Origin of the sequence: Herbaspirillum sp. AP02 (assembly GCF_015767275.1) — a bacterium.
Classification (GTDB): Bacteria; Pseudomonadota; Gammaproteobacteria; order Burkholderiales; family Burkholderiaceae_D; genus Herbaspirillum.
Genome location: NZ_JADWMY010000004.1, coordinates 55,429 through 81,223 on the forward strand (window position 1 = coordinate 55,429; position 25,795 = coordinate 81,223).

Genomic DNA, 25,795 nt, shown 5'->3' on the forward strand with positions numbered 1-25,795 from the left:
CCCGTTCGGACTGAGTAGCGGCGAAGCCGCGTATCGAAGACGCGCCTTCGATACGGCCCTGCAGGGCCTACTCAGTCCGAACGGTATTGAATTCATCCCTAAGCTGGGTCATGCAAATTTTCAATGAAACTGCGCCAGCCCTCGCCATCATCCACGATGGCCACCGTCACCCCATCCAGCGCCGTCTTGCCCAGCAGCAGGCGGCCACGCGGGCTGGCAATGAGCGCCGCCGGTTCGCACACGCCGTCCACGCCGATGTTCTGCCGCACCCACTCCGAGGGCTGGCCGACCCAGGCGCGCTGGGCGATCTGCTCGCGGGCGATCACCCGCAGCGGCAAGCCATGGGTGGCGCAGAAGGCCAGCAGGCCGGGCTCCTCGGCCTTGAGGTCGATGGTGGCGACTTCGCGCACCTGGGCCAGTGTGGCGCCGGGGCATTGCTGCAGCGCCTGCGCGACGGCCGCACCGATCTGTTCGACCGAGGCCAGCTTGCGGCAGCCTATTCCCAGCACCAGCGGCTTGAGGGCTTCGGTGGCGGTGGTCACGACCGGCTGCGCGCCCGTCAACTGCGCCACCCGATAGGCCAGGCTGTTGGCCCCGCCCTCATGGCCAGCCAGCAGGGAGATGGCGAAACGGGCCGCTTCATCCACCACCACCACGGCCGGGTCGCTGTGCTTGTCCTGCGGCAGGCCGTCGAGGAAACGCACGGCGATGCCGGTGGCGCCGATCATGATCCACTGGCGATGGCGGCGATAGGCCAGCGCGAACTGCTGGCGCTGCGACTGCGATGTGCCTGCCTCGCTGTTGAGCCAGGGCTGGTACAACTGGCAGGACTGGGCCAACTGGCCGCCCAGCCTGTCCTGCAGGTACATGGCCAGCGGCGCGGCTTCGGCGCGCACCGGCCACAGGCCGAGTTCAGGCAGGGCGACCGGCGGGTTCATGCGGCGTCCTTGTTCTTCTTCACCACGCGGAACAGATGCGTGAAGTCCTTGGAATAGAGGCTGGACTCGGCCACCTGTGCCTTGTCCAGCGCCGCACCGACCAACATCATGGTGGTCAGGTTCCATTCGCCGCGCTTGTTCTCTTCCAATACCTTGTCCAGCTGTCCCTGGTAGACGCGCTGCTCGGGCCAGGTGGCGCGATAGACCAGGGTCACCGGGGTCTCGGGCGGATAGTGCAGCAGCAGGTCGGTGACGATCTTCTTCAGGTGCGGGCCGGAGAGGAAGATGCACATCGTGGCGCGGTGTGCTGCCAGGGAGGCGATGGATTCCGATTCCGGCACGGCCGAGGCACGGCCGGAGACGCGGGTCAGGATCACGCTCTGCGACACTTCCGGCTTGGTCAGCTCGGCCGAGACCGCAGCGGCAGCGGCCGTGAAGGAGGATACGCCCGGCACCACCTCATAGGCGATGCCCAGCGTGTCGAGGCGGCGCATCTGTTCGGCGGTGGCGCCATAGATGGCGGGGTCGCCGGAGTGCAGGCGCACGACGTCGATGCCCTGCTCCCGGGCGCGCTCATAGCAGGCCTGTTGCTGCTCCAGATCCAGCGCGGCGGTATCGATGATCTCGGCATCGGCGCGGCAATGTTCCAGCAAGGCGGTGGGTACCAGCGAACCGGCATACAGCACCATCTGCACCTGGCCCAGCAAGCGCGCACCGCGCAGGGTGATGAGGTCGGCCGCACCGGGGCCGGCACCGACGAAATAGACTTTCATGCACTTCCTTTCAATGATGCTGGCGGGCGATGGCGCTGCACCTGCGCGGTCTTGCGGATCAGCAGCACGGCCAGATAGCCGCTGGCCTCGGCGGCATCGAGCGAACTCAGGTCGCTCGCCAGTACCTCGCCTTCCAGGCCGATGCGGCGGGCAAAGCAGCAGTGTCGGGCGATGTCCATCTCGCGCAGCAGATCCAGTACCCAGGGCAGGCGCGCCCCAACCTTCATCAGCACGACGATGTCATGGCTCTCGATCTCGGTGCGCAGGGTGGCGGCGTCTTCCGGGCAGGGCAGGATCAGGGTGCGTTCCTTGCCCACGCCCAGCGGCCATTCCAGCGCCGCGGCAGCGGCCGCGTAGCTGGTGATGCCGGGCAAGGTGACGCAATCGCATTGCGGATAGAGGTCGCGCACGGCCGCCAACACGTAGCCATAGGTCGAGTAGGTCAGCGCGTCGCCGATGGTGAGGTACACCAGTTGCTGGCCGGCGCGCAGTTGCGCCGCCAGCTGCTGGCCCAGTTGGGCGTAGTGCTCCTGCAGGACCTGGCGGTCGGGGTCCATGTTGAACTCGATCTCGCGCAGGCGGCTGCGGTCGAACTCCACGCCTTCCAGGCATTGCAGGGCGACCGACAGGTCGGCGCCACGCGCCCGGGGAATGTAGATCAGGTCGGCGCTGCGCAATGCGGCCAGCGCCGCCAGCGGCAGGTAGCCCGCCGGGCCGGGGCCGACGCCGATGCCGGTGAGGCGGCCGCTGATGGGGTCGGTCATGCCAGTGCTCCCAGGTGACGGCCGTCGAGGTCGAACAGGCGCACTTCGATGCGCGAGACTGCCGGTACGCGGACCTGCGCCAGCGCGGCGATGCGGGTTTCGATCCCGCTCCAGAGGCGACGCGAGAGCGCGGCATCCTGCTGGCGGACCAGGTCTATGATTGCTTCCACCGTATTGGCTTCCTTCATCTGCTGCAACAGCGCGGGAGTGAACAGCTCGCCCTCGCCTGTCGCGTTCATGTCTTGCGCCACGCGGGCCACACCCTGCATGGCCATGTTGCTCTTGCTGGAGTGGGTGTCCCACACGCCATCCAGTACCTTGGCCAGCTTGCCCGGATGGCCGGCCAGCCACAGCAGCGGCAGCCTGCGGCCTTCTTCGCTCAGGGCCTGCTGCGTGAAGTCCAGCGCATCGCCGAGGAAATTGGCGATCTGCACGCTGCGCTTGTCCGGCAGGCCCAGGGTCTGCGCCACGAACACGCGACCGATCTTGCCCGGCAGGTAGGCCACGGCATCAGCCTCATCGTCACCTGGCGTGCAGGCCGCCAGCGCCACGCGGATATAGACCTCGATGGAGGCGATCCAGGAGGCCATCGACATCGGCTCGACGATGCCCGAAGTCCCCAGGATCGAGATACCGCCCACGATGCCCAGCTTGGGGTTGAAGGTCTTGGGCGCGATGGCCCTGCCCTCGCGGCAGCCGATGTGCAGGTCGAAGCCGGGTACGTCAGCCTGACCGGGCTGCAGTTCCTCCCATATCTCCGCGACGGCAGCGCGCATCATGGCACGCGGCACCGGGTTGATGGCAGGCTCGCCGACGGCCACGCGCAGGCCGGGCATGGTGGCCGTCCCTACGCCTTCACCGGCGAAGAAGCGGACTTCGCCGAGCGCATTGCGCCGCACCCGGGCGACGATGGTGGCGCCATGGGTGTTGTCGGGATCGTCGCCGCCGTCCTTCAGGACTTCGGCCTCGGCCATGCCCTCTTCCACCATGCGCACCGCCTTGATCGGCACGCACAGGTAATGCCGGCCGTCAGGCAGGCTGACGTCGGTCTGTTGCAGCGTCACGCCGCCCAGCAGGCGATAGAGCGCGGCGCGTGCCGCCGCCGTGGCGCAACTGCCGGTGCTGCGACCACGCCGCAGACCATTGGGCGCGAGCACGGCCAGGTCATATTCGGCGCGTTGCAGTTCGCCCGGGTGCTCCATCACTGCACGCCTTCGGCTTGTGCTTCCTGCTGCACCAGCCAGGCGATGGCGTCGATCATCAGGGCATTGACCACGCTGGCGGCCCAGGGCGAGCCGCCCCGGGTGCCGCTGTTGGTGATGCGCGGCACCTGCAGGCAGCGGCGCAGTTCGTCCTTGCTCTCGCGGGTGCCGACAAAGCCGACCGGCAGGCCGATCACCAGTTGCGGCCGCCAGCCGTGTTCGCGGATCAGGCGCACGGCTTCGGTGATGGCGGTGGGCGCGTCGCCGATGGCCAGCACGATGTCGTTGCCGAACTTCTGCCAGGCGCGCCGGATGCCGGCGGCCGAGCGGGTCATGCCCAGGTTCTGGGCCATCAGGTGCGACTCGGGATCATGCACGCCGCACCAGGTCTCCACGCCCAGCTGTTCCAGCACGGCGCGCTTGAGGCCGGTCTGCACCATGGTCACATCGGTGACCACGCGCTTGCAGCGCAGCAGGGCCTTCATGCCGGCCTGGGCGGCACCGGCGGAGAAATAGATTTCATCGGCCACGGCGAAGTCACCGCTGGTATGCACCAGGCGCTGCAGCACGGTCAGGTGGTCCGGCGGGAAACTGCTCCACTCGCGCCCGGCCTGGATGATCTCCATGCTCTCGGCCTCGATGGGATGCGGTACATAGGGCGCGGTGCGCGCCGGCAAGGCCGCCGACTGGGCACGGGCAGTCAGATCACGCACCTGCAGATGATGGGCGCGCTGCGGCTCGCCGACCTGCTGCTCGAAGCCGACGATCTGCACGCGGTACTTGCACAGAGTGCAGTTCATCGCGGCGCGGCCTTCGACGGCCTCGCGGGCGCGCTCCAGCATGACATCGGCGACATGGGCATGCACGCCCAGGTAGGCGGCCTTGAGCACTTCCACGCCGGGCTCGCGCGCGGCCTGTTCGTCGGCGACGGCATAGATGCGCTTGACCAGCACGCCATCGAAGAGGAAGAACGGCAGCACCACCAGGCGCTGCCAGCCCTGGCCGGCGGCCAGCGACAGGCCTTCGCGCACCAGCGGCGTGGCCGTGCCCGAGAAGCAGACCTTGACGCCGCCGAAGCCCATGCCTTCCTGCACCATGCGGGCCAGCTTGGCGATCTCGCCATTGGCGTCGGGGTCCGTGGTGCCACGGCCGACCAGCACCAGGCAACTGTCGTTGCGGTGGATGATTTCCTCCGAGCTGGCCTCGGCCTCGACCACACGCTGCTGCACCAGTTGCAGCAGCAGCGGATGCAGGTCCATCGGCGCGCCGAAGTGGAAATCCACCTGCGGGTAATCCTGCGCCAGGGCCAGCAGTTCGGCCGGCATGTCGTTCTTGGCATGGCGCGCGCCCAGCAGCACGCCGGGCACCACGGCCACCTCGGTGGCGCCTTCGGCCACGCAGGCGGCGGCGGCCTCGGCAATGGTGGGAGCGGCGAACTCCAGGTAGCCATGACGCACGATGCGCCCCTGGGCGCGCTGGCGCACCAGCTCCACCAGCGCCTCGAACTCGCGCAGGGAATCGGGATCACGGCTGCCATGGCCGGCGATGACGACCGCCGACATGGCCCGCTGCGGGGTGAGCTCCCTCATGCCGCTGCTCCTGTCGCTGCTACTGCCGCCACTCCCGCTACTGCGGCCGCGGCTGCAGGCGGCGGTTCGATCTGGCTGGCCATGGGGGTCAGGGTGCGGATGAGCATGATGCTCATGTCGCTGAATTCGACATCGACGCAATCGGCCAGCTTGCCGTGCCATTCGGCGTCGCCCCGGGTCAGGTTTTCCCAGACCTCGGTGGGGTGATCGGGACTGACGCCCTGCTGCAGCAGATAGCCGGCGATGTGGCGCGGCATGAAGGAGCGCGCCGCATCCCAGGGGCAAGGGATGACGATGGCATTGCGACCGTCATTGAGGACATGCACCAGATGGCGCTTGAAGGGCTCCAGGTCGCCACGGCGGTGGAAGGTGATGAAGGTGGTCTCGTCGAAGCAGACGCGGGCGCGGGAGGCCAGGATCTGGGCCGAGGAAATGCCGGGCAGGGTTTCCACCCGGTGGCTGCAGGCGCGTTCCACGCGTTCCAGGTACTGGAAGCCGCTGAAGTGGATGTCCCCCATGAAGACCACCACGCAGCGCTTGCCGGCGTGATGCAGGGCCGCCACTTCGTCGAGCTTGGCGACCTGGTCGCGGTAGCCCATCAGCACCACCTGGGCGCTGGCGGGGATCAGTTCCTTGACTACGTCCACCACGGCGTTGAAGCCGGCCACCACGTCGGCGTTGCGGATCAGTTCGGCGCCGCGCAGGGTGAGATAGGAGTGGTCGCCGGGGCCGGCACCGATACAGATGATCATGGTCTTTCCTTTCAGCGCTTGCCCAGTTGGGCGCGCACGGTCAACGCCAGGGCGTCGCCGGTCAATTGTTCCAGGGTCAGGCAGGGCGCACCCAGCGCCTCGGCCAGTTGGGCCGCACGGCCCAGGCGCAGGTAGCCCGATTCGGTATCGAGCACCAGCGCTGGTATGGCTTGCGCGGCCAGGTTGGCGGCCGCTTCCAGGGTCTGCGTCCAGGCGTCGCCCTGGCTGCCGGGCAGGCTGACGTTGGCCTTGCCATCGGACAGGATCACCAGCAGCGGCGGCAGCTCATCGCTGGCCTGGCTGGTCTGCTGCAGCAGTTGCGCCGCCAGTTGCAGCGCGTGCGGCAGTGGCGTGCGTCCACCGGTGGGCAGTTCGCGCAGGCCCTGTTCGGCCAGGTCGGCACTGCGGGTCGGCGCCAGCAGCAGTTGCGCCTGTTCGCCACGAAAGCCGATCACGGCCAGCTGGTCGCGACGCTGGTAGGCGTCGGTCAGCAGCGCCAGCACGGCGCCCTTGACCGCTTCCATACGGCGCTGCGCGGCCATGGAGCCGGAGGCATCGACCACGAAGATGATCAGGTTGGCGCCCCGGCCGCTACGCACCTGGCGATGCAGGTCTTCGCGGGTGACCTGCAGGCGCTCGCCGGCCTCGCCTGCGAGGGCGCCCCGCACGGCGGCGCTGCGCAGTGTAGCACCGACGGCCAGGCGGTCCGGATTGGCGTCCGGCACGGCGCGCAGGGCGCTGCCCCGGCTGGCGTCGGCCACCGCGCTGCGGCGACCGCTGGCCGAGGAGGTCGAAAAGCTCGTGGTGGGCGTGACCACGCTGATCTTGCGGGCCGGACCGGCGGTGCCGATGGCGAAGGTCTGCTGGGCGCCCTCGCCTTCGTTGTTCTGTTGCTCTTGCTGGTCTTGCTGCTCCTTCTGCTCCTGCTGATCCTGCGGTTCTAGCCCTTCCTGTTCATCCGGGGAGGCATCGGGTGGTGCGCCTTCGCTGCCCTGTCCGCCCTGCCCCTGGCTTTCTCCCTGCGCTTGCCGCGCCTGATCGACCAGCTCATCGAGCTTGTCCTGATCCATGCCGCTCTGTTCGAAAGGCTTGCGGCGACGGCGATGCGGCAGCACCAGGAGCGCGGCGGCGCGCACATCGTCGGGCGTGACGCGCGCGCGGGCCTGCAAGGCGGCAATGGCGCGGGCGGTCTTGTGCATGACGATGTCGGCGCGCAGGCTGGCCACCTCGAACTCGCAGCAGAGATGGCTGATCAGCTCCAGCATGGTGTCGTCCAGCGCCACGCCGGGCAGCAGGCGCTGGGCCTGGGCCACCTGGGCGCGCAGGGCATCCTGCTGGGCCTGCCACTGGATGGTGAAGGCCTGCGGGTCGGCTTCGTAGGCGATGCGTCGGCGCACCACCTCGGCCCGTACCGATTTGTCGGTGGGTGCGGTCACCTCCACCATCAGGCCGAAGCGGTCCAGCAGTTGCGGGCGCAGGTCGCCCTCTTCCAGGTTCATGGTGCCGATCAGGGTGAAACGGGCCGGATGGCTGACCGAGAGTCCTTCTCTCTGCACCGCATTGACGCCCATGGCAGCCACGTCCAGCAGCACATCGACGAGGTGATCGGCCAGCAGGTTGACTTCATCGATGTAGAGGATGCCGCGATGGGCCGCCGCCAGCAGCCCCGGCTGGAAGGCGCGCTGGCCGCCCTGCAGGGCTAGCTGCAGGTCCAGCGAGCCCAGCACGCGGTCTTCGGTGGCGCCCAGGGGCAAGGTGATGAAGGGAACCTCGGCCAGCGTGGCGGTGGGTGGCTCCTGCGCGCTGCAGACCGCACAGGCCGCAGTGGGCTGGTCGGGCGCGCAGTTGAAGGCGCAACCAGGCTTGCGCAGGATGGCCGGCAGCACCTGGGTCAGGCCGCGTGCGGCGGTGCTCTTGGCGCTGCCCTTGTCGCCGCGCACCAGCACGCCGCCGAGGCCGGGATCCACCGCGCACAGCAGCAGCGCCTCTTTCAGCAGGGGCTGGCCGACGATGGCTGAAAAGGGATAACCGGGGTGGGCGTAAGTCGGGGCCGCGCTCATTGCAGGTCCTTGGTGTGTTCACTGCCGCGCACGGTTTCGCCACGGGCTTCGAGCAGGGTTTCGCTGTGCAGGTAGAGGGCCCGCAATTGTTCCAGCGTCTGCGCGTCGGGCTCATGCCACATGCCGCGGCTGGCCGCTTCCAGCAGGCGCTCGGCGATGGCGTTCTGGGCCCAGGGGTTGGCCTGTTCCAGGAATTCACGCATGGTCGGGTCGAAGCCATAGGTCTCGGCCAGTTGCTGGTACATCCAGTCGTCCAGCACCTGGGCGGTGGCGTCGTAGCCGAACAGGTAATCGACGGTGGCCGTCAGTTCCAGGCCACCCTTGTAGCCATGGCGACGGATGCTGGCCAGCCACTTGGGATTGACCACCCGGGCGCGGAAGACGCGCAGGGTTTCTTCCTTCAGGTCGCGCACGGCGGCGCGTTGCGGGTCGTGGCTGTCGCCGAAGTAATGGCGTGGCTGCTGGCCCGACAGGGCGCGGATGGTGGCGATCATGCCACCGTGGTATTGCAGGTAGTCGTCGCTGTCGAAGATGTCGTGCTCGTGGTTATCCTGGTTGTGCAGGGCCACCTGCACCCCGGCCAGGCGCTGGCGGAAGGCCTCGCGCTGGTCGGCGCCCTGCACCTTGCGGCCATAGGCGAAGCCGCCCCAGTTGATGTAGGCCTCGGCGAAGTCGGCCTGGTCCTGCCAGTTCTTTTCCTGGATCAGGGGCAGGATGCCGGCGCCATAGCTGCCGGGCTTGGCGCCGAAGATGCGATAGGCCGCCTGGGTGGCGGCCTCGGCCTGGCCCAGCCCGGCTTGCAGGCCCTGCTGCAGGTCGCGCAGGTAGTGCTTGCGCACGAAGTTCATGTGCTCCGGTTCGTCGGCGGCGATGGCCAGTTGCACGGCATCGTCGATGAGTTCGATCAACTGCGGGAAGGCGTCGCGGAAGAAGCCGCTGATACGGGTGGTGACGTCGATGCGCGGGCGCTGCAACTGCTCCAGCGGGACCAGCTCGACGCCTGCGACCTGGCGATTGCCGGCGCGCCAGAGGGGGCGCGCACCCATCAGGGAAAGAATCTGGGCGACGTCGTCGCCGTGGGTGCGCATGGCGCTGGTGCCCCAGATGCTGATGGCTACGCTCTCGGGGTAGTCGCCGCTTTCGCGGTGGTGACGCGCCAGCACTTCACGCGCCAGTTGCTGGCCCACGCGCCAGGCCGATTGCGAAGGCAGACTGCGCGGATCGACCGAATAGAAATTACGCCCGGTAGGCAGGATGTGCGCCATGCCCCGCGTGGGCGAACCGCTGGGGCCGGCCGGGATGTAACCGCCGCGCAGGCCGCTGAGCAGGTTGCCGATCTCTTCGCTGGTCCGGTGCAGGCGCGGCACCAGTTGCTCGCAGGCGAAGGCCAGCACGCGGCGCAGCCCGCTGGCCTGGTCGAGCGTGGTGTGCGAGACCGGGGCCGTGGTCCGCTTCGCCGGCGCGGCCGACGGACGGGCCAGGGCACGCATGCCGCCCAGCACGCTACCGGCGCTCTTGCCCATGGCGGGTTGCAGGCGCGGTCGCTGCTCGGGACTGGCCTGCTCCAGCGCCGCGAAGACGGTCTTGAGCGCGCCGTCGATGGACGCGACGGCGAAGTTCTGCTCCTGCAGGGCCTGCATCAGCGCCAGGCACAGGGCGTCGATGGCTTCCAGCGCATCGGCGCGGGTAACGATGGCGCGACCGGCGCAACGGGCCAGGGCATCGTCGATGTTGAGGCGGCGCCCCTTGTGTTCCAGCAGCAGGTCCAGCGACAGGCCGAACAGCCGCGCCACCTCTTCCTGCAGGCCGGGCAGGTCCTGGTTGGGCAGGCGGACCAGGGCCACCAGCATGTCGGGCATCTGCGCCTGATCGGGCATACGGCCGAGGATGTGCAGGCCGTCGCGGATCTGCGCCGCCCCCAGTTCGCACAGGTAGCCGTCCAGGTCCTCGATCAGGTGGGCCACGCCGGCGCCGTCCAGTTCGGTCAGGGCGTGCGGGAGTTCGCCGTCTTCGTGCGGGTGGTCGTGATGATCATGATCGTGGTGGTCGTGATCATGATCGCCATGGGCATGATGGTGATGATGGTGGTGAGCATGTCCATGGCCGTGGTCATGGCCGTGGTCATGGTCATGATCATGGTCGTGATGCAGCAGCTTGTACTGCAGGTCGGTATCCAGGTTGGTCTGTCGCACCAGCTCCCAGATCTGCTGTTGCAGCAGCGGCAGCTTGGCCGGGTCCAGCACCTCCACCTGGTAATACTCGTCCACCAGTTGCGTCAGCTGGGCCAGCGCGCCATAGCTGTCGGCGGTGGTCATCGGCGGCGTCAGGTGGTCTACCACCACGGCGTGGGCGCGGCGCTTGGCCTGCGAACCCTCGCCCGGATCGTTGATGATGAAGGGATAGAACAGCGGCAGGTCGCCCAGCAGCGCATCGGGGAAGCACTCTTCGGACAGGCCCACGCCCTTGCCGGGCAGCCATTCCAGCGTGCCGTGCTTGCCGACGTGGACGATGGCGTCGGCGCCCCACTCTTCGTCCAGCCAGCGGTACAGCGCGTAGTAGTGATGGGTGGGCGGCAGGTCCGGTTGATGGTAGATGGCGTCCGGGTCCATACCGTAGCCACGGGGAGGTTGCAGGGCGACGAAGGCATTGCCCAGATCGAGGCCGGCGATGGCCAAGTGCTGCTCATGCACATAGGCCTGGCCGGGCGCGGCGCCCCACTGGCGCTCCATCCTGGCCTGCAGGGCCGGGGGCAAGGCGGCGAACCACTGCGCGTAACGGGCGGCGGGAATGCGGGCGGCGGCACGGCGCAACTGGTCTTCGGTGAGCAGGATGTCGTCGTAGGAACAGCGGTCCACCAGTTCATGGATCAGGGCGGTGCCGGTGGCTGGCAGGTCGGCGATGGCGTAGCCGTCGGCACCCAATGCGCGCAGCACGGCCATCAACGACTCCGGGGCATCCAGACCGACGGCGTTGCCGATCTGCGCGGCCTTGCTGCTGGAATTGGTGAAGATGAAGGCGATGCGCTTGTGCGCATTGGGCGTGGTGCGCAGGCGCACCAGCCGCTGCGCCAGGCCGGCGATGCGATGCACGCGGTCCGGCAGCGCCCGGTACTGCACGGCGCCGTTGTCGTTGACTTCCTTGAAGGACAGCGGCACGCCGATGATGCGGCCGTCGAACTCCGGCAGCACCACGTTCATGGCGGCATCCAGCGGGTTCATGCCGCGCGTGGAATGCAGCCACTGGTCGTGCGTCATGCCGCTGGTGATGGCTTGCAGCACCGGCAGGTCCAGTTGTTCCAGCACCGAGACCGACCAGCCGGCCGGGGTCACGCCACCGGCGGTGATCTCGCCCATGGCGAAGGAGGTGGTGTTGATGATCAGGTCCACCTGGCCGGCGCCGAAGTATTGCAGCGCGGGCGGCAAGGCGGCGCCGCTGGCAGCCGACACCCGCAGCGAAGAGGTGAATACCGGCAGCACGTCCAGGCCTCGTGCTTCCAGCGCAGCGACCAGCGCGTCGATGAAACCGGTATTGCCCGAGAGCCAGTGCGCCCGGTAGAAGATGATGCCCACCGCCGACTTGCCAGCGGGTGCGCGGGCGCGCAGGGCCAGCCAGTCGGCGATGCCGGCGTCCTGCTCCAGGTCGGGATGATAGAGGCCGTGTTCGGGCAGCGCCTGCGCCGGTGCATAGCCGTAGCCGCTCAGCAGCAGGCGGTCGGACAGGCAGCGCAACATCTGCGCCAGGTTGACGCTGCCGCCGCCGTTGAAATAGGCCAGCGCCTGCTGCTGCGCATCGACCGGCGCGGTGGAGGCGGCAGCCAGTTCGGCATCGGGCTCGCCGGTGCCGGACAGCAGGATCAGTTGCCGCCCTTCGGCACGCGCCACCCGTAGCAGCTCGGGCAAGCCGGCCACCGCGCCCAGGCGGCCCAGTACGCGCAGCACGATCACCTGTGCCGCCGCCAGCTCGGCGCGCAGCATGGTGGCCAGGGTGCGGCGGGGCTGCCCATGTTCATCGGTATCGGCGTGCAAGCCTTGCAGGTCGTAGCCCGCTACCGGGGGAAAGTCCTCCGGCAGCTGGCTGCGGGCGGCCGCCAGCATGGCCAGGTCGGTCGGGGCGTGGGTGAGCAGGACGATCTGCGCAAGCGCCTGTGACTCAGACATCGCTGCGCTCCGGTTCGGGATGGACGTCACCGCTGCCCAGGCGGTGGAAGACCAGGTCGCTGACCTCGCGCCCGCCTTCGAGGTGTTCGACCACCACGCGTTCGATGGCGCTGGCGTCTTCGCAGCGGTACCAGACGCCTTCGGGATAGACCACCACCACCGGCGCCTGGGCCTTGCAGGCCACCATGCAATGGGTGCGGGTGCGCTTGACGCGCAAGTCGGGACGGGCGTCGATCTGCTCGCCCAGGACGCCGAACATGGCTTCGGCCAGGGCACCGTTCTCGGTACAGCGCGGGCCGACGCACATGAGCACGTGGCGGTGATGAGTTCTCATTGCTTCACTTTCAGAGGCGCCGCGACGCGGGGCGTCGACCCGCAGGGCTGACGCCAGGCGGTTCAGCCGAACCGGCGGTAGAAAAATCCGGTCAGGCCGCCCAGGGCCAGCCAGAACACGGCATTGGCCATGGCGGTGGCGCGGATGAAGGCCTGGGCCAGCTCTTCCGGGGCGGCGCTGCCATGCAGCTCGGGTTGTGGCGCGCCGACCAGGTGCGGCAGCACCAGCAGCAGCACGGCGAGAAGCTTCCACCACCAGCCGCGGCCGAAGACGAACAACCCCAGGCTGGCAGCCGTCATGACCGCCGTCATCACCCACCACAACTGGCGTGCATGCAAGGGGGCAGCCAGAGTGCCCGGCACTTCCGGCGGCAGGCCCAGCGAGGGCGCGACGAAGAACACGCCATAGCCGGCCAGGCCCCACAGCAGGCCACTGCGCCAGCTGACGCGGCGACCGCTGATGGCAAAAGCGGCCACCAGCATCAGCGCGAAGCCGACCGCCATGCTGACATTGGCCAGCACGGTGTAGCCGGTGCGCTCGGCGCCGTCGGCCGGTTCCCAGGCGTTGGGGTCGTGTTCATGTTCATCGCCATGACTGTGGGCCGGGGTGCCGGCCGCGTGCTCATGCGCCGGAGTGGCGTCATGGTCATGGGTGGCGGAGGCGGAGGCGGAGGCGGAGGCGGAGGCAGAGGCGGAGGCGGAGGAAGCAGTCTCTTCGGCCGCTTTTTCATACTGCTCGGCCTGGAGGATGATCTTTTCGACCTGGAATTGCTGCACGCCCGACAGCAGTATGCCCGACAAGGCGCCTGCCACTACCACGGCCGACGCCATGCGCCGGAAAACGGTCCAGTTCATTGCAGGCTCCTCAATGGCAGGGGAAGCCGGCCGAATGGCGGCCGTCGTGGGCGGCATTGTGCAACTCGACCTTGGAGGCGAAACCGGCGCCGTAGATCAGTGCCACGCCCAGCACGAGGGCCAGCAACGACGGGGCGATGCGGTCGCGCCAGGCATGGCTGCCGGTATGGGTGGAGTCGACGGTACTGCTGGCATTGAGACCGGAGGTGGAGGACATGCGCTTTCCTTGGTTGGATGGATCAAACGGGGAAAGCGACACGTCGAGCGCCCATGCACGATCCGGTCGCCCATGGACGACGATGGCCAGAGCCTGATCGGAAAATGATGGAAGCTGTCCGCATGATCGCCCTCCGCGATGCATTCAAGAATTTGCCACTGGCCGGTCTCCGGGCTGGCGGGATGAAGTCTCAAGATCTGAGGCTTCGCGGACAGGCGCCTTCCCATGCTCAGGCACAGTGGCGTAGTGCGTGTCCTTCCTCGCTTACCGTTGCGGGGGCAGCGCCGGCATGGGCCGCACGTGGTCGCGTGGGCCGCACCGGCTTCCCGTTTGAATCCCTGGCGCGGCTGCGCGCGGGATACCAGAAGCAATGCTAAGGGGCGAAGTATAAAGGCGGGGGCCCGGTTGGGCAACACGGCGCTCAACGGACCGGTTCGGCCGCCGGGTCCGGCAAGGCGGCCAGTTTGTAGTAGAGATGGAGGTCGCCTCCCATTCCGGAAGGAATGCGCGCCACGTAGACCGACCTGAGCTGCTTGCCGCCTCGTTCGCCGTGCACTTCCATCAGGCAGAGGTAGCGCTGACTGAGATAGGTCAACAGGGCGAAGAAAGCTTCATGCGGCCGTTGCAGGGTGGTCGGGACCTCTGCACCCAGGGCAATGGCGCGGCCGATGTAGCCGCGATGAGAATTGACAAACAGATAATCACCGGCGCCCGGGTTGCCGCTGGCATAGCCGATGCGCCAGCGCTGATTGTCGCCATCGGGAAGATACAGCCGATAGGGCGACAGCGGGCCTTGCTCCAGCACCTGTACCCGCCCGGCCACCGGCTCGATACCGACCTGGCTGTGGCCAACGCGGTCGGCAAGCAGGCAGGCGTCCAGCACCACGGCGGGCAAGGGTTGGGCCGCCGGACAAGCCGCCAGACAGATCAGCAGCAAGGCCAGTGGCACGGAACGCCGCAGCGGTACGCACCAGTAACAGACAGTGGTAAGGCAGCGGGTCAAGAACTGGCTCCAAGATCGTACAACAGGACGGCACTGGCACAACCAGCCCCGGACTCGCCTCCATCGTTGCAGAAGTGAATTTTCTTTCATATCAGAAAATTCTGAATGAACATGAAGAAAGCTTGGCGGCGCCAGAAAAACCGCACCTAACGCCCCGGCCCCGATTCCTGGACGATGGTCTCAAATAGCTTGAGGGCCACGAAATGCCATTGCGCCGACTCGACGTCATAGAGCGCGACCTGATTGACAGGCAGCCCTGGCCGGGCCGTGCCGGGGATGCGCTGGATGGCCTGCAGCGCCTGCCGATGGCGCTCGGCATCACTGGCGGCCAGCATGCGTGCATGAGATTCGGCATGGGCGTACAGCCCGGCCTGCTCCCACAGTCGCTCATGGCTTTCCAGAACCGGGAGCTCGATGCGCAGATGGATGGCGTCGATCAGCCGCGAGATCGGGGCGCTATGGGCCGACGACAGGCGCAGCAGGCCGCCGTCGCGGCGCACCACCAACTGACCGTCGTGGGCGCCCCAGGCAACGTGCAGACAGTAGGGCAAGCGCTCGGGCTGGTAGATGAGAAGCTCGTCAGGCGTGAAGGCAGAGGCCGCCAGGACATCGTAGCGCTCGGGGGCCAGCGCGTGCCAGGCGGCGTCAAGGCAGGCCTCGAAGGGGGAAAGGTAGACCACCATGGCGTTGGTGCCGGGGCCACTTTCACTGTCGCGGGTTCGTTCACACATCACCTGGCACAGGCCGTCGGCACTGACGAGGCCGGTTGCGCGCACCAGCACGTAAAGCGGCGTGAGCGTCTGCAGCATGTGCCGACGCGCAATGCGGCGACGGCCGGGGTGGCCCGGATAACCGGGGGCGGTGGGAATCTGGTAGTCATCGGACACTGGCGTGCACTCCTCTGTGGAAACGCGGGAATGGTCAGCCTGAAACTCCTGATGGAGACAGGTGGCAGGTGCCACCCCGGGACCCTGACCCGCTCTGCCCCATCCGTCCGAACCTGCTGCCAAAACGGCATGTTTTCACAGTTGTAAAGCGCTTGACATGGGAATTGTCTGAATGAAGCAAGGTTTCGATGCAAGTCGGCCGAGCCGGCTGATTCAAAAATGACCATCGCAAACTGCATGAGCATGCAAGTCGTGATATTTCGTTTCAGTTTGAAATGAACATAACTGCACTTCCATGCTGCTTCGGACGAAAAAAAAGCAGGCGCCACCCATCGGTGGCACCTGCATTGCATTGCGGTCAGTGTTGCCGGTCCCGGCTTTACATCCGTATCGGCTGATCGGACGGGCGCGGGTTCAGCGGGGGATCTTCCACCGGAACCGGATCGTCATCCGGCAGCTCCGGCGGCGGCAGGTGCGGGTCATGCGCGGGCGGGGTTTCCTGGGGCGTGTGCAGGGCTATAGTCAAACGGGCCTCCTGGTCGATGTCGATTCCTCGCGGCTCAGGGCTGCGAAGAGGTAGTGGGATTCTGGTGGGGAATCGGGTCTTGCGGCGGGGTCGGGTCCAGTGGCGGTACTTCCACGGGTGGGGTGTCCTGGGGCTTGTGCATGTGACTCTCCTTGGGAAAAGCGGGGGACGGTGCAGCGGTGGGCGCGGGATGTTCCGGCACGACGCCATCATCGGCATTGGCCCACGGATCCTCGGTACCGTCGGGTTCGACCTCCCCCGACCTATCGGGGACAGGCTGCACCTTCGTGGTTTCAGGATCGGCGCTGACCACGCTGCCGGGCTGCCGGCGATAAGACTGTTCCATGTGATCCTCCTTGCCAGGCTGGACTGGAATGCTTCATCTTACGAAGCCCACGACCCGCCCTCAACCAGACATCGGCCGATTTGACTGTAGGAAGGAAGGAAAGCCCCCCGACAAAAAGAAAGGCCACCGCCTCCGGAGAGGACGGTGGCCCTGGCTTGTCGCCACAGCGCTGTCGCTACGCAGCCCGCTCAAGCTCCCTTGAGCGCTCGGCTGACGATTTCCTGGGCTTCGGCAAAGATCTTGTCCAGGTGAGCCTGGTCGCGGAAGCTTTCGCCGTAGATCTTGTAGATGTTCTCGGTGCCGGATGGACGGGCGGCAAACCAGCCATTGTCGGTGACGATCTTCAAGCCACCGAAGGCCTTGCCGTTGGCCGGGGCGGTCGTCATCACTTCTCTGATCGGTTCGCCAGCCAGCTCGGTGGAGCTGACATCGGCGGGCGACAGGCGTGACAGGCGCGCCTTTTGCTCGGGCGTGGCGGCGGCCTCCTTGCGACCGTTCAGTGGCGCGCCCAACCGACGGGTCAGGTCAGCGTAGATCTGGCCCGGATCGTTGCCGGTGCGGGCCGTCATCTCGGCGGCCAGCAAGGCGGCGGTCATGCCGTCCTTGTCGGTGCTCCAGGGCTGGCCGTCGAAGCGCACGAAGGAGGCACCGGCGCTTTCCTCGCAGCCGAAGGCCAGGCTGCCGTCATACAGCCCGTCCACGAACCACTTGAAGCCCACCGGCATTTCCAGCAGCTTGCGTCCCAGGTGAGCGGCCACGCGGTTGATCATCTGGCTGGACACCAGGGTCTTGCCGACGGCAGCATCGGCGCGCCATGCCGGGCGGTGGCGGAACAGGTAGTACACCGCCACCGAGAGGTAGTCGTTGGCCGGTAGCAGGCCCGTACTTTTGGCGACGATGCCATGACGGTCATGGTCGGTATCGCAGGCCATGGCGACGTCGAAGCGATCCTTCAAGGCAATCAGTTCGCTCATGGCGTAGGGCGAGGACGGATCCATGCGGATTTGCGCATCCCAGTCCAGCGGCACGAAGCGGAAACTGGCATCGACATCGGTGTTGACCACTTCCAGGTTGAGCTTGTAGCGGTCGGCGATGGCCGACCAGTAATGCAGGCCGGCGCCGCCCAGCGGATCGACGCCGATCTTGACGTTGGCGCCGGCAATGGCGGCCAGGTCGATGATGTTGGGCAAGTCGCTGACGTAGTGGTCGAGGTAGTCGTAGCGGCGCGTGGTGTCGGCCTTCAGGGCCTTTTCGAAGCTGACGCGCTGCACGCCCTTGAGCTGCTGTTCCAGATAGGCATTGGCACGCTTTTCAATCCAGCCGGTGACATCGGAGTCGGACGGGCCACCGTTGGGCATGTTGTACTTGAAGCCGCCATTGTCGGGTGGATTGTGGGACGGCGTGACCACGATGCCGTCGGCCAGCTTGTCGCGATGCACGCGGTTGTGCGTGAGGATGGCATGCGAGACCGCCGGGGTGGGCGCGTAGGGGCTGCCTTCGGCCAGCATGGTCACCACCTCATTGGCGGCCAGCACCTCCAGGGCGCTGTGCCAGGCCGGTTCGGACAGGGCATGGGTATCGATGCCGAGGAACAGCGGCCCCTTGAAGCCCTGCTCCTTGCGGTAGTCGCAGATGGCCTGGGTGATGGCCAGCACGTGCCACTCGTTGAAGCTGTGGGCATTGGCGTTGCCACGGTGGCCGGAAGTGCCGAAGGCAACCCGGTGGGTCGGCACGGACACGTCCGGGCGCAGGCTGTAATAGTTCGACAGCAGCACCGGCAGGTTGACCAGGGTAGAAGGAGCGGCACGTTTGCCGGCGAGGGGATTGACGCTACTCATGGTGTCTTTTATGGATGGATAGCAGTAGAAACAGGGGAACGCGGGAGGAACGCAAGACCGCAGTGCCAGTCCGCGAAACTTATTCTTTTTTCAACATCACGAGCATTGTAACGCTTCGCTGCCGCATTGCAGCATTTCCGCGCACGTCGCTGCGACGATTTGATCAATGCACCGACTGATACAGGATCATTCCAGAATGATGCCCGGAAACAACGCAAAATGCGCCCGGGCGGAGCCACGGACGCATTCGCTGACGGCGTAAGGCCGGCGAGCTGAAGGCAGACATCACATCCGCCCTGCCCGCCCACCCCGTCAGGCTCGCCGGAAGGCGCGTACGATCACCAGCAATACGATCGCACCCAGGGTCGCGGTGATGATCGAAGCCAGGATGCCACCGCCCACGGCGATGCCCAGCAGACCGGCCAACCAGCCACCGATGACGGCGCCGACGATGCCGATCAGGATGTCAGCCAGCAGACCGAAGCCACCTCCCTTGACCAGCACACCGGCCAGCCAGCCAGCCACAGCACCAATGATCAGCCATGCGATGAGTCCGTGTTCCATGATGTTCCCTTTCCTAGCGTTCTGTCTTTCTTGGGTTGGTTGCGGAGTGCGCCGGCCCGCAGGCCCTTGGCAACGCTCCCTCCTCTTCTCTGCAGGCGCTCGGCGCAACAGATGAGGTCATCTTAGGAACATCGATTGCCGCCAGGTATCGGACAGCGGCCCATTTCCTTGTAGGACAAGTCCGGCCAGGGCAGGCTGTCCGCAGTCCTGCCGACGGATCCTCGGCGTGGCTCCTCCTGTTTTCCTACATGGCAAAAGGCGGCACTCCTATAGAGAGGAAGCGCGAGTTTTTTTAAGCTTGCCTCGCAAGGGAGCAGTGCAACATGCGACCCGCTGCCAGCCCCCGACCTTTTACGTTGAACAACGATGACAAGAGCCGCCATCATGCCGACCCAAGAGCCCAGCGCACCCCAGCCCACCGCCTTCGCCAACCCGTACGCCCTCAGTGCTTTTGGCGCAGCGCCGCGGCGCGATGCCGATTTCGCTGACCACTATGCCAGCTACGCCCGCGAATCGGCCCAGCTGATGCAGCAGATCTCGCTGAAGGCGCCGCAACTGGCGGCCGTGCTGGAGCAACTCAACGAGGGCAGCGTGCAGCGTCGCATCGAACTCGACTCGGCATCGGCATCGACAGCGGAACCGGCGCTGCCATCGCAGGTTCGCTCGCGCCGCCCGCATGGCAGTCTGCTCGATACCACCGCAAGTCTGCTCAGTCATGCCTTTCCCGGCGTGGCGCCGCTGTTTCACGGCTGCCGCGCCTTCCTGCAAATGAAGATGATCAAGAACAATCGACAGGCTTAACGCGTATCCGCGCCAATTGGCCTGCAGCGTGTCGTTGAGGGTGCCACGCCCTCCCACTCAATCAACCTGGACCTATCATGAAAAAAGTCACAAAAGCCGTCTTTCCCGTCGCCGGTCTGGGTAGCCGTTTCCTGCCTGCCACCAAGGCGCAGCCCAAGGAAATGCTGCCCATCGTCGATAAGCCCCTGATCCAGTACGCCGTCGAGGAAGCGGTCGAAGCCGGCATCACCGAGATGATCTTCATCACCGGCCGCAACAAGCGCGCCATCGAAGATCACTTCGACAAGGCCTATGAACTGGAGAGCGAGCTGGAAGCGGCCGGCAAGGTCAAGCTGCTGGAAACCATCCGCAACGTCATTCCCAAGCACATCAACTGCGTCTATGTGCGCCAGGCCGAGCCGCTGGGCTTGGGCCATGCCGTGCTGCTGGCCAAGCCGCTGGTGGGCGACGAGCCCTTCGCGGTGTTGCTGGCCGACGACTTCATGGACGCCGCGCCCGGTCAGAAGAACGTGATGGCACAGATGACCGCCCTCTACGAACGCGAAGGCAAGAGCCTGCTGGCCGTGCAGGACGTGCCGCGCCCGGAAACCCGCCAGTACGGCATCGTCAGCGGCACGACCCATGGCGAACGCACCGAACTGCTGACCGGCATCGTGGAAAAGCCGGCGCCGGAAGAGGCGCCCTCCACGCTGGCCGTGGTCGGCCGCTATGTGCTGACCCCCGCCATCTTCGAACGCCTGGAAAACATCGGCACCGGTGCCGGTGGCGAAATCCAGCTGACCGATGCCATCTCGGCCCTGCTGCAAGAGGAACAGATCCTGGCCTATCGCTACGAGGGCCAGCGCTTCGACTGCGGCTCCAAGCTGGGCTACCTGAAGGCCGCCGTGGCCATGGGCTTCAAGCACAAGGAAGTGGGCAGCGGCTTTGCCCAGTACCTGCAGGAGTTTGCCGCCCAGCACGATCTGGCGCAGGCGGCCCAGCCCAAGGGACCAGCCACCGTCACCCCATTGAAGCCGGCCGCGGGCAGTGCGTCAGCCCTTGCCTCGGCCAGTACCGAAAAGCAGCCAGCCGTAGCCCGTAGTGTCATGTAAGTCCCCGGTAGAGACCGTTGTTGATTGCAGTCCAGCCTCTGGCCGGACTGCTTTTTTTTCGTCCCTACGCTTCCCCTACGCTTCGTATAAATTGTTTTGACCTTTGTCACAGAGTTTTAACCTGGACTTGTTAGCATCGCCGCCATGCATCTGCACAGTCATCTCGCCAGGGGCGACATGAAATGCCGCATCCGGGTCCAGGCAGCGTATGCTGTGGCCTCCGCACACCACTTGTAAACGTTTGCAGACTGATAATGCAGCATGAAATCGTTGCCAGGAGCCTGGAGCGATTGCGGCAAAGGCGCAAAAAATATATATTGTTTATATCAATTTATCACAGGAGCGTTCATGGCCACCCGAGTTCAAGCCGCAGCAGCATCGACCGAAAAGAAGAAACCTGTCGCCAAGGCGGCAGCCCCCAAGCCCCCAGTCAGGAAGCCTGCAGTGCGCCCGGCTGCGCGTCCCGCGCCCAAGGCAGCCGCGGTCGCCAAGCCGGCCCCGGAAGCCGTGAAGACTGAAAAGAAGGCAGAGAAGGTCGTCAAGCCGGTGAAGGTGGAGAAGGTCGCCAAGCCCAAGAAGGTCAAGCAGGTGCGTGACAGCTTCACCATGCCCGAGAACGAATACGCGGTCCTGGCCCAGGTCAAGAAGTCCTGCCTGAAGGCGGGCGTCGAGATCAAGAAGAGCGACCTGCTGCGCATCGGTGTGTCCCTGATCAAGAACCTCAAGATCGCCGAACTGAAGGACATCCTCAGCAGCCTGACCCCGTTGAAGGTTGGCCGCCCCAAGAAGTAAATTCTCCCGGGCAAGCCTGCCCTGCCGGCTTGCCCAGCGGTTCGCGCAAAAATGATGCCGCCCGGTTCCGATCGGGCGGCATTGTTTTTTGCGCCAGGCTGCCGGACTAAGGCCTGTCGCCCATGCTGCGGATCACCCGCCAGCGGCCCTGATGGACCTGATACAGCGTAAATACCGGGTCCCGCAGATTGCCCTCTGCATCGAAGGCGATCTGACCGGTGATGCCCCGGTAGCGAATGCGGTGCAGTTCCGCCGTGACCTTGGCCGGCGCGACCGAATCGGCCTCGCGCATGGCGGCGGCGATCACCCGCACGGCGTCATAGGCAAAGGGCGCGTAAAGGTAGATGTCATCCTTGTAGCGGGCTTTCCACGCGTTGTCGAAATGGCTCCATTGCGGCCCTTTGTAGGAGGGTAGACCGGGCTCCACCACGCTGACCTCCTCCCCCGCCGCCCCGGCCAGACGCAGGAAGGTCGGTCCCACCAGGCCGCCGATGCCCACCAGGCGCGCGCGTATCTGCAGCCGGCGCAGGTCCTGCGCCAGTTGCGCGGCCTGCGCATCCAGGCCGGCGAAGAAGACCACGTCGGGATCGCTGGCGCGGATGCTGCGCAGGATGCTGTTGAAGTCCGAGGTCTTGCTGCTGACCTGATAGCGGCCCGTCACCCGCCCCTGCTGGGCGCTCACGGCGTTGACGAATTCCTGGGCATAGGTCGCACCGAAGAGCGTGCTGTCATCGATGACGGCGATGCTGCGCGCCTTCAGGTCGTGCATGACGTACTGGGCCGTGTGGCGCGCGCCGTCGCCATCATGCGGCACGATGCGAAAGGCCGTGACGTAACCCTGCCGGGTGTAGTCCGGTGCCGTCACGGCGGGCGCTACGTGGGGAATACCGGCGGCGGCATAGATGCGCGAGGCCGGAATGCCCACGCCGCTGTTCCAGTGCCCCACCACCGCCGCCACGCCGGTCTTGACGAAATACTGGGCCACCAGCTCGCCAGTGCGCGGATCGGCGCGGTCGTCCTGCGGCAGCAACTTGAACAGCACCGGCTCGCCGCCGATGACGGGCTTGCCGTTGTTGATGTCTTCCACCGCCAGCTGCGCGGCCCGCTCCAGACTCATCCCGGTACTGCCGGAGGGGCCGGACATGGGCGCCGCCAGGCCGATCAGTACGGTGCGCGGGGTGGCTGCTGCCGCGCCGGATTGCATCGCCCAACCGGCGCCCAGAAGGACGGCGGCGAGCAGAATTGTTCTACGCATTACCTTGTTCATCCCTGTTGCTTGCTTTTGTTCTGCTTGTGACTTGCCTGTGTCTTCCCTGTCTCTTGCCTATATCTTGCCTGCTACCCTGGCTAGCAGGTTTCGCGCCACCTCAGAAATTGAACTCCCAGTGGCAGACCTGCCCGACTTCAATGCGGCCGCCGATCCCGCCGATGACGATGGCGTTCTGGCCGAAGGTGAGGCCGCCATCCACGCGGGGATTGGCGCGGTAGCCGGCCAGGGTGTCCAGCGGCTCATCGGGCCATTGCGCGTCGCGCAGGCCGGTGTGCTGGTCGATACCGGGGATCGGACAACGGGCGCAGGGCTTGACCAGCTTCAGTTGCACCGCCTGCTCGCCCTCGCCAAAGCGCAGCGTATCGATGAAATCTTCCTCGTAAGGCTCCAACCCGCTGATCACCAGGTTCGGCCGGAAGCGGTCCATCGGCAGGCTCGGCGCGCCCTTGGCAGCCAGCCTGGCATTGAGGTCGTCCAGCGAGGCCTGGCCGATCACCAGCAGCGGATAGCCGTCCGAGAACTGCGTCGTGGCCTGGTACGCGCCAGTCCAGCGCTGGCTGCAGGCGCGCGTGACGGCCGGGTCGAAACGCACCAGGCGCACCTCATCCCCGAGATAATGGGAGCACCAGGCGCGGGCCTGCTCGCCCTGATCCAGGGCATCCAGATGGCTGTTCCAGACCTGTACCGCCACGGTGGCCCCGTCCTCGCCGGCAGCGGCCAGCCGCAAGGGCGGCATGCCGGGGGCGCGCAGCACCAGCGCATCGCCCTCGAAGGCCGGCATGATGCAGGCCATGCGCGGATGGCTGCGCTGGCTCAGGAAGCGGCCCTCACGGTCCACCAGCATCCAGTGGCGATCCAGGGCCAGGCCCAGGGCGCCGATATCGGCACACGTGACCGACAGGCCACCGCAGGATTTGACGGGATAGAAGCTGATGGCGCTGAGGGTGCTGATGGCGCTGGATGTCGACATGGTGATACTGGCCCCGGGTGTGGCGTCTTGCAGGCGCCGACAAAGAATGCAGATGAAGTTTCGGCAAGACATTACCACAAGCTCGGCATTGGCTTGTGACGCGGGCAACACTTCACCCCTGCTCATGCGACAATGCACGGATGTTCATGAAGGTTTTCCTGACGGGAGTGCCATGCTGGTTGCCAAATTCTTCCATCTGCTGGGACTGACCATCTGGGTCGGCGGCATGTTCTTCGCCCACATGGCGCTGCGCCCCGCGCTGCCGGTGCTGCACGCGGAGCAGCGCCTGACGCTGATGTCGGCGGTGCTGGGCAGTTTCTTCATCTGGGTATGGGTGGCCATCGCGCTGGTGCTGGGCAGCGGCCTGCACATGATGGCGGTGATGGGTGGCGCTCACTTGCCGCCGTATGTCCATGCCATGAGCGGCATCGGCGTGGTGATGATGCTGATCTTCGGCCATATCTTCTTCGCGCCCTTCCGGCGCCTGAAACTGTCCGCCGCGCAGCAGGACTGGGACCGCGCCTCGCGCGCACTGCGCCAGATACGCATGCTGGTAGGCATCAACCTGTGCCTGGGCCTGCTGACCATCGCCATCGGTTCACTGGGGCCGCTGGCTGCCTGACGCGGCAGGACCATTGCCACCCGAATTCGAGCAAGTTCGGGCAAGATCACAATCCGAGAGGGGGAGACACCCGTGCTGAACGAATCGCAACGCCAGCAAGCCGCCGACCTGCTGTGGGACTGCTGGGCGCACAACCGCCGCATCCCGCACCTGCCGCCCGAGCTGCAACCGGTTGATCGGCAGGAAGCCTACGATATCCAGCGCCGCCTGGAAGCCCGCAGCTTCGCGCCCCTGGCCGGCTGGAAGATCGCCGCCACCGGCCCGGGCGGCCAGCAACTGCTCCAGGTCGACGCACCGCTGGCGGGCCGTCTGCTGGCAGAGCGCCTGCATCGCAGCGGCGCGCGCATCACCCTGGGCGACAACCTGATGAGCGTGCTGGAAGTGGAAGTGGCCTTCCGCATGCGCGCAAGCCTGCCGCCGCGCCCCACGCCCTATACGCAGGACGAAGTGCTGGATGCGGTGGGCTCGATCCACCCCGCCATCGAAATCCCCGATACCCGCTATGAACACTTCCGCCAGGTCGGCGCGGCGCAACTGATCGCTGACAACAGTTGCGGCGATCATTTCGTGCTGGGCGCACCGGCCGATGTGGACTGGCGCACCCTGGACCTGGCCGCCCTGGCCACCGCGGCCACCGTCGAAGGTGGCGGGCAGCAGAGCAGCGGCAGCGGTGCCCAGGTGCTGGGCGATCCACGCATCGCACTCACCTGGCTGGCCAATGAACTGCGCGAGCATGGCCTGACGCTGGGCGCCGGTCACGTGGTGGCCAGCGGCTCCACCATCGTCCCCATGGCGGTGCGGGCCGGGCAGACGGTACGCGCCGAGCTGGGCGTACTGGGCTCGGTAGTGGTGCATCTGGGCTGAATCCGCTGCGTGCCAATGCAAAAGGGATGAGCCCGGGCTCATCCCTTTTTTCATTCCTGCACGGCATCAAGCTGGCTTAGTTGGCTTAGTTGGCCTTCTCGACGCCCGGCTTGACTTCCTCGTAGCGGCGCGCCAGCTCCTGGCGCAGCGACTTGCGGATCACGGCGGCGTCGAAACGACGCTTTTCTTCCTGCGAGAACGGGCGCAGCGGTGGCACCGGGATCGGCTTGCGCTGGTCGTCCACTGCCACCATGGTGAAGAAGCAGCTGTTGACGTGACGCGTTTCCTGGGTGCGAATGTTCTCGGCCACCACCTTGACGCCGATTTCCATGGAGGACTTGCCGGTGTGGTTGACGCTGGCCAGGAAGGTCACCAGTTCGCCCACGTGGATGGGCTGGCGGAACATCACCTGATCCACCGACAGGGTCACCACGTACTGCGCGGCGTAGCGGCTGCCGCAGGCATAGGCGACCTGGTCGAGCAGCTTGAGGATGGTTCCCCCGTGCACGTTGCCGGCGAAATTGGCCATGTCCGGGGTCATCAGGACCGTCATGGTGAGTTGGTGAGATGGCAGATCCATG

25 protein-coding genes and 1 riboswitch are annotated in these 25,795 nt (G+C 66.3%); of the genes, 5 read left to right on the forward strand and 20 right to left on the reverse strand.

Annotation, left to right across the window (positions count from 1 at the left end; translation table 11 throughout):
- Positions 1–98: 98 nt before the first annotated feature.
- The 17 genes from I5R65_RS10490 to I5R65_RS10570 all read right to left on the reverse strand — a co-directional run bounded on the left by I5R65_RS10490 (position 99) and on the right by I5R65_RS10570 (position 18,804).
- The gene (locus tag I5R65_RS10490) at positions 99–938 is read right to left on the reverse strand and encodes a cobalamin biosynthesis protein (RefSeq protein WP_180669296.1); all 840 of its coding nucleotides are present in this window, start codon (positions 936–938) and stop codon (positions 99–101) included.
- The gene (gene cobM, locus I5R65_RS10495; protein WP_180669294.1) at positions 935–1,711 is read right to left on the reverse strand and encodes a precorrin-4 C(11)-methyltransferase; all 777 of its coding nucleotides are present in this window, start codon (positions 1,709–1,711) and stop codon (positions 935–937) included. Before cobM ends, I5R65_RS10490 begins: the two co-directional genes overlap by 4 nt.
- The gene (cobI, locus tag I5R65_RS10500) at positions 1,708–2,475 is read right to left on the reverse strand and encodes a precorrin-2 C(20)-methyltransferase (protein WP_180669292.1); all 768 of its coding nucleotides are present in this window, start codon (positions 2,473–2,475) and stop codon (positions 1,708–1,710) included. The genes cobM and cobI overlap by 4 nt, the downstream gene beginning before the upstream one ends.
- Complete coding sequence (cbiD, locus tag I5R65_RS10505; RefSeq protein WP_180669290.1) at positions 2,472–3,677, reverse strand: cobalt-precorrin-5B (C(1))-methyltransferase CbiD; 1,206 nt, start codon at positions 3,675–3,677, stop codon at positions 2,472–2,474. The genes cobI and cbiD overlap by 4 nt, the downstream gene beginning before the upstream one ends.
- A complete protein-coding gene (locus I5R65_RS10510) occupies positions 3,677–5,266 on the reverse strand; it encodes a precorrin-8X methylmutase (RefSeq protein ID WP_180669288.1) in 1,590 nt (529 codons plus the stop codon). The genes cbiD and I5R65_RS10510 overlap by 1 nt, the downstream gene beginning before the upstream one ends.
- Positions 5,263–6,102, reverse strand: coding sequence for a cobalt-precorrin-7 (C(5))-methyltransferase (locus I5R65_RS10515; protein WP_231395157.1), 840 nt, complete (start codon positions 6,100–6,102; stop codon positions 5,263–5,265). The genes I5R65_RS10510 and I5R65_RS10515 overlap by 4 nt, the downstream gene beginning before the upstream one ends.
- Positions 6,030–8,078 carry a putative cobaltochelatase gene (locus tag I5R65_RS10520; RefSeq protein ID WP_180669284.1) on the reverse strand — a complete coding sequence of 683 codons (2,049 nt, stop codon included), beginning with the start codon at positions 8,076–8,078 and terminating at the stop codon, positions 6,030–6,032. Before I5R65_RS10520 ends, I5R65_RS10515 begins: the two co-directional genes overlap by 73 nt.
- Complete coding sequence (locus tag I5R65_RS10525) at positions 8,075–12,235, reverse strand: cobaltochelatase subunit CobN (protein ID WP_180669282.1); 4,161 nt, start codon at positions 12,233–12,235, stop codon at positions 8,075–8,077. Before I5R65_RS10525 ends, I5R65_RS10520 begins: the two co-directional genes overlap by 4 nt.
- A complete protein-coding gene (locus tag I5R65_RS10530) occupies positions 12,228–12,569 on the reverse strand; it encodes a ferredoxin (protein ID WP_180669280.1) in 342 nt (113 codons plus the stop codon). The genes I5R65_RS10525 and I5R65_RS10530 overlap by 8 nt, the downstream gene beginning before the upstream one ends.
- 62 nt (positions 12,570–12,631) lie before the next feature.
- Positions 12,632–13,423 carry a CbtA family protein gene (locus tag I5R65_RS10535; protein ID WP_180669278.1) on the reverse strand — a complete coding sequence of 264 codons (792 nt, stop codon included), beginning with the start codon at positions 13,421–13,423 and terminating at the stop codon, positions 12,632–12,634.
- Positions 13,424–13,433: 10 nt separating this feature from the next.
- A complete protein-coding gene (locus I5R65_RS10540; RefSeq protein WP_180669276.1) occupies positions 13,434–13,640 on the reverse strand; it encodes a CbtB domain-containing protein in 207 nt (68 codons plus the stop codon).
- A 142-nt stretch (positions 13,641–13,782) separates the two neighbouring features.
- Positions 13,783–14,021, reverse strand: a riboswitch (cobalamin riboswitch).
- A 40-nt stretch (positions 14,022–14,061) separates the two neighbouring features.
- The gene (locus I5R65_RS10545; protein ID WP_231395144.1) at positions 14,062–14,643 is read right to left on the reverse strand and encodes a hypothetical protein; all 582 of its coding nucleotides are present in this window, start codon (positions 14,641–14,643) and stop codon (positions 14,062–14,064) included.
- A 146-nt stretch (positions 14,644–14,789) separates the two neighbouring features.
- Positions 14,790–15,530, reverse strand: a complete 741-nt coding sequence (locus tag I5R65_RS10550) for a hypothetical protein (protein WP_370460967.1) — start codon at positions 15,528–15,530, stop codon at positions 14,790–14,792.
- A gap of 379 nt (positions 15,531–15,909) precedes the next feature.
- Positions 15,910–16,056, reverse strand: a complete 147-nt coding sequence (locus tag I5R65_RS10555) for a hypothetical protein (protein WP_180669275.1) — start codon at positions 16,054–16,056, stop codon at positions 15,910–15,912.
- A gap of 34 nt (positions 16,057–16,090) precedes the next feature.
- Positions 16,091–16,402: a hypothetical protein gene (locus tag I5R65_RS10560; RefSeq protein WP_231395145.1), complete on the reverse strand. Its 312-nt coding sequence runs from the start codon at positions 16,400–16,402 to the stop codon at positions 16,091–16,093.
- 188 nt (positions 16,403–16,590) lie between these two features.
- Positions 16,591–18,240: a phosphoglucomutase (alpha-D-glucose-1,6-bisphosphate-dependent) gene (pgm, locus tag I5R65_RS10565; protein WP_180669273.1), complete on the reverse strand. Its 1,650-nt coding sequence runs from the start codon at positions 18,238–18,240 to the stop codon at positions 16,591–16,593.
- 312 nt (positions 18,241–18,552) lie between these two features.
- Positions 18,553–18,804 (reverse strand): GlsB/YeaQ/YmgE family stress response membrane protein, encoded by a 252-nt coding sequence (locus I5R65_RS10570; protein WP_006463945.1) that lies wholly within the window; start codon positions 18,802–18,804, stop codon positions 18,553–18,555.
- A gap of 384 nt (positions 18,805–19,188) precedes the next feature.
- Here I5R65_RS10570 and I5R65_RS10575 point away from each other — a divergent pair, with 384 nt between their 5' ends.
- From I5R65_RS10575 to I5R65_RS10585, 3 genes are all read left to right on the forward strand, one after another.
- Complete coding sequence (locus tag I5R65_RS10575; RefSeq protein ID WP_180669271.1) at positions 19,189–19,605, forward strand: hypothetical protein; 417 nt, start codon at positions 19,189–19,191, stop codon at positions 19,603–19,605.
- A gap of 77 nt (positions 19,606–19,682) precedes the next feature.
- Positions 19,683–20,696: a UTP--glucose-1-phosphate uridylyltransferase GalU gene (gene galU, locus I5R65_RS10580; RefSeq protein ID WP_180669269.1), complete on the forward strand. Its 1,014-nt coding sequence runs from the start codon at positions 19,683–19,685 to the stop codon at positions 20,694–20,696.
- 348 nt (positions 20,697–21,044) lie between these two features.
- Complete coding sequence (locus I5R65_RS10585) at positions 21,045–21,488, forward strand: hypothetical protein (RefSeq protein ID WP_180669267.1); 444 nt, start codon at positions 21,045–21,047, stop codon at positions 21,486–21,488.
- 106 nt (positions 21,489–21,594) lie between these two features.
- Here the strand turns inward: I5R65_RS10585 and I5R65_RS10590 are convergent, their stop codons facing one another.
- Both I5R65_RS10590 and I5R65_RS10595 read right to left on the reverse strand, forming a co-directional pair.
- A complete protein-coding gene (locus I5R65_RS10590) occupies positions 21,595–22,743 on the reverse strand; it encodes a branched-chain amino acid ABC transporter substrate-binding protein (RefSeq protein ID WP_231395146.1) in 1,149 nt (382 codons plus the stop codon).
- A 112-nt stretch (positions 22,744–22,855) separates the two neighbouring features.
- Positions 22,856–23,728, reverse strand: a complete 873-nt coding sequence (locus tag I5R65_RS10595; protein ID WP_180669265.1) for an MOSC domain-containing protein — start codon at positions 23,726–23,728, stop codon at positions 22,856–22,858.
- Positions 23,729–23,900: 172 nt separating this feature from the next.
- Between I5R65_RS10595 and I5R65_RS10600 the strand changes: the two genes are divergently transcribed.
- Positions 23,901–24,350 (forward strand): CopD family protein, encoded by a 450-nt coding sequence (locus tag I5R65_RS10600; protein ID WP_180669263.1) that lies wholly within the window; start codon positions 23,901–23,903, stop codon positions 24,348–24,350.
- 72 nt (positions 24,351–24,422) lie between these two features.
- Positions 24,423–25,214 carry a hydratase gene (locus tag I5R65_RS10605; RefSeq protein ID WP_180669261.1) on the forward strand — a complete coding sequence of 264 codons (792 nt, stop codon included), beginning with the start codon at positions 24,423–24,425 and terminating at the stop codon, positions 25,212–25,214.
- A gap of 85 nt (positions 25,215–25,299) precedes the next feature.
- On the opposite strand, the gene I5R65_RS10610 is transcribed toward I5R65_RS10605, so the two are convergent.
- Positions 25,300–25,794, reverse strand: a complete 495-nt coding sequence (locus I5R65_RS10610; RefSeq protein ID WP_180669259.1) for an acyl-CoA thioesterase — start codon at positions 25,792–25,794, stop codon at positions 25,300–25,302.
- Position 25,795: the final 1 nt, after the last annotated feature.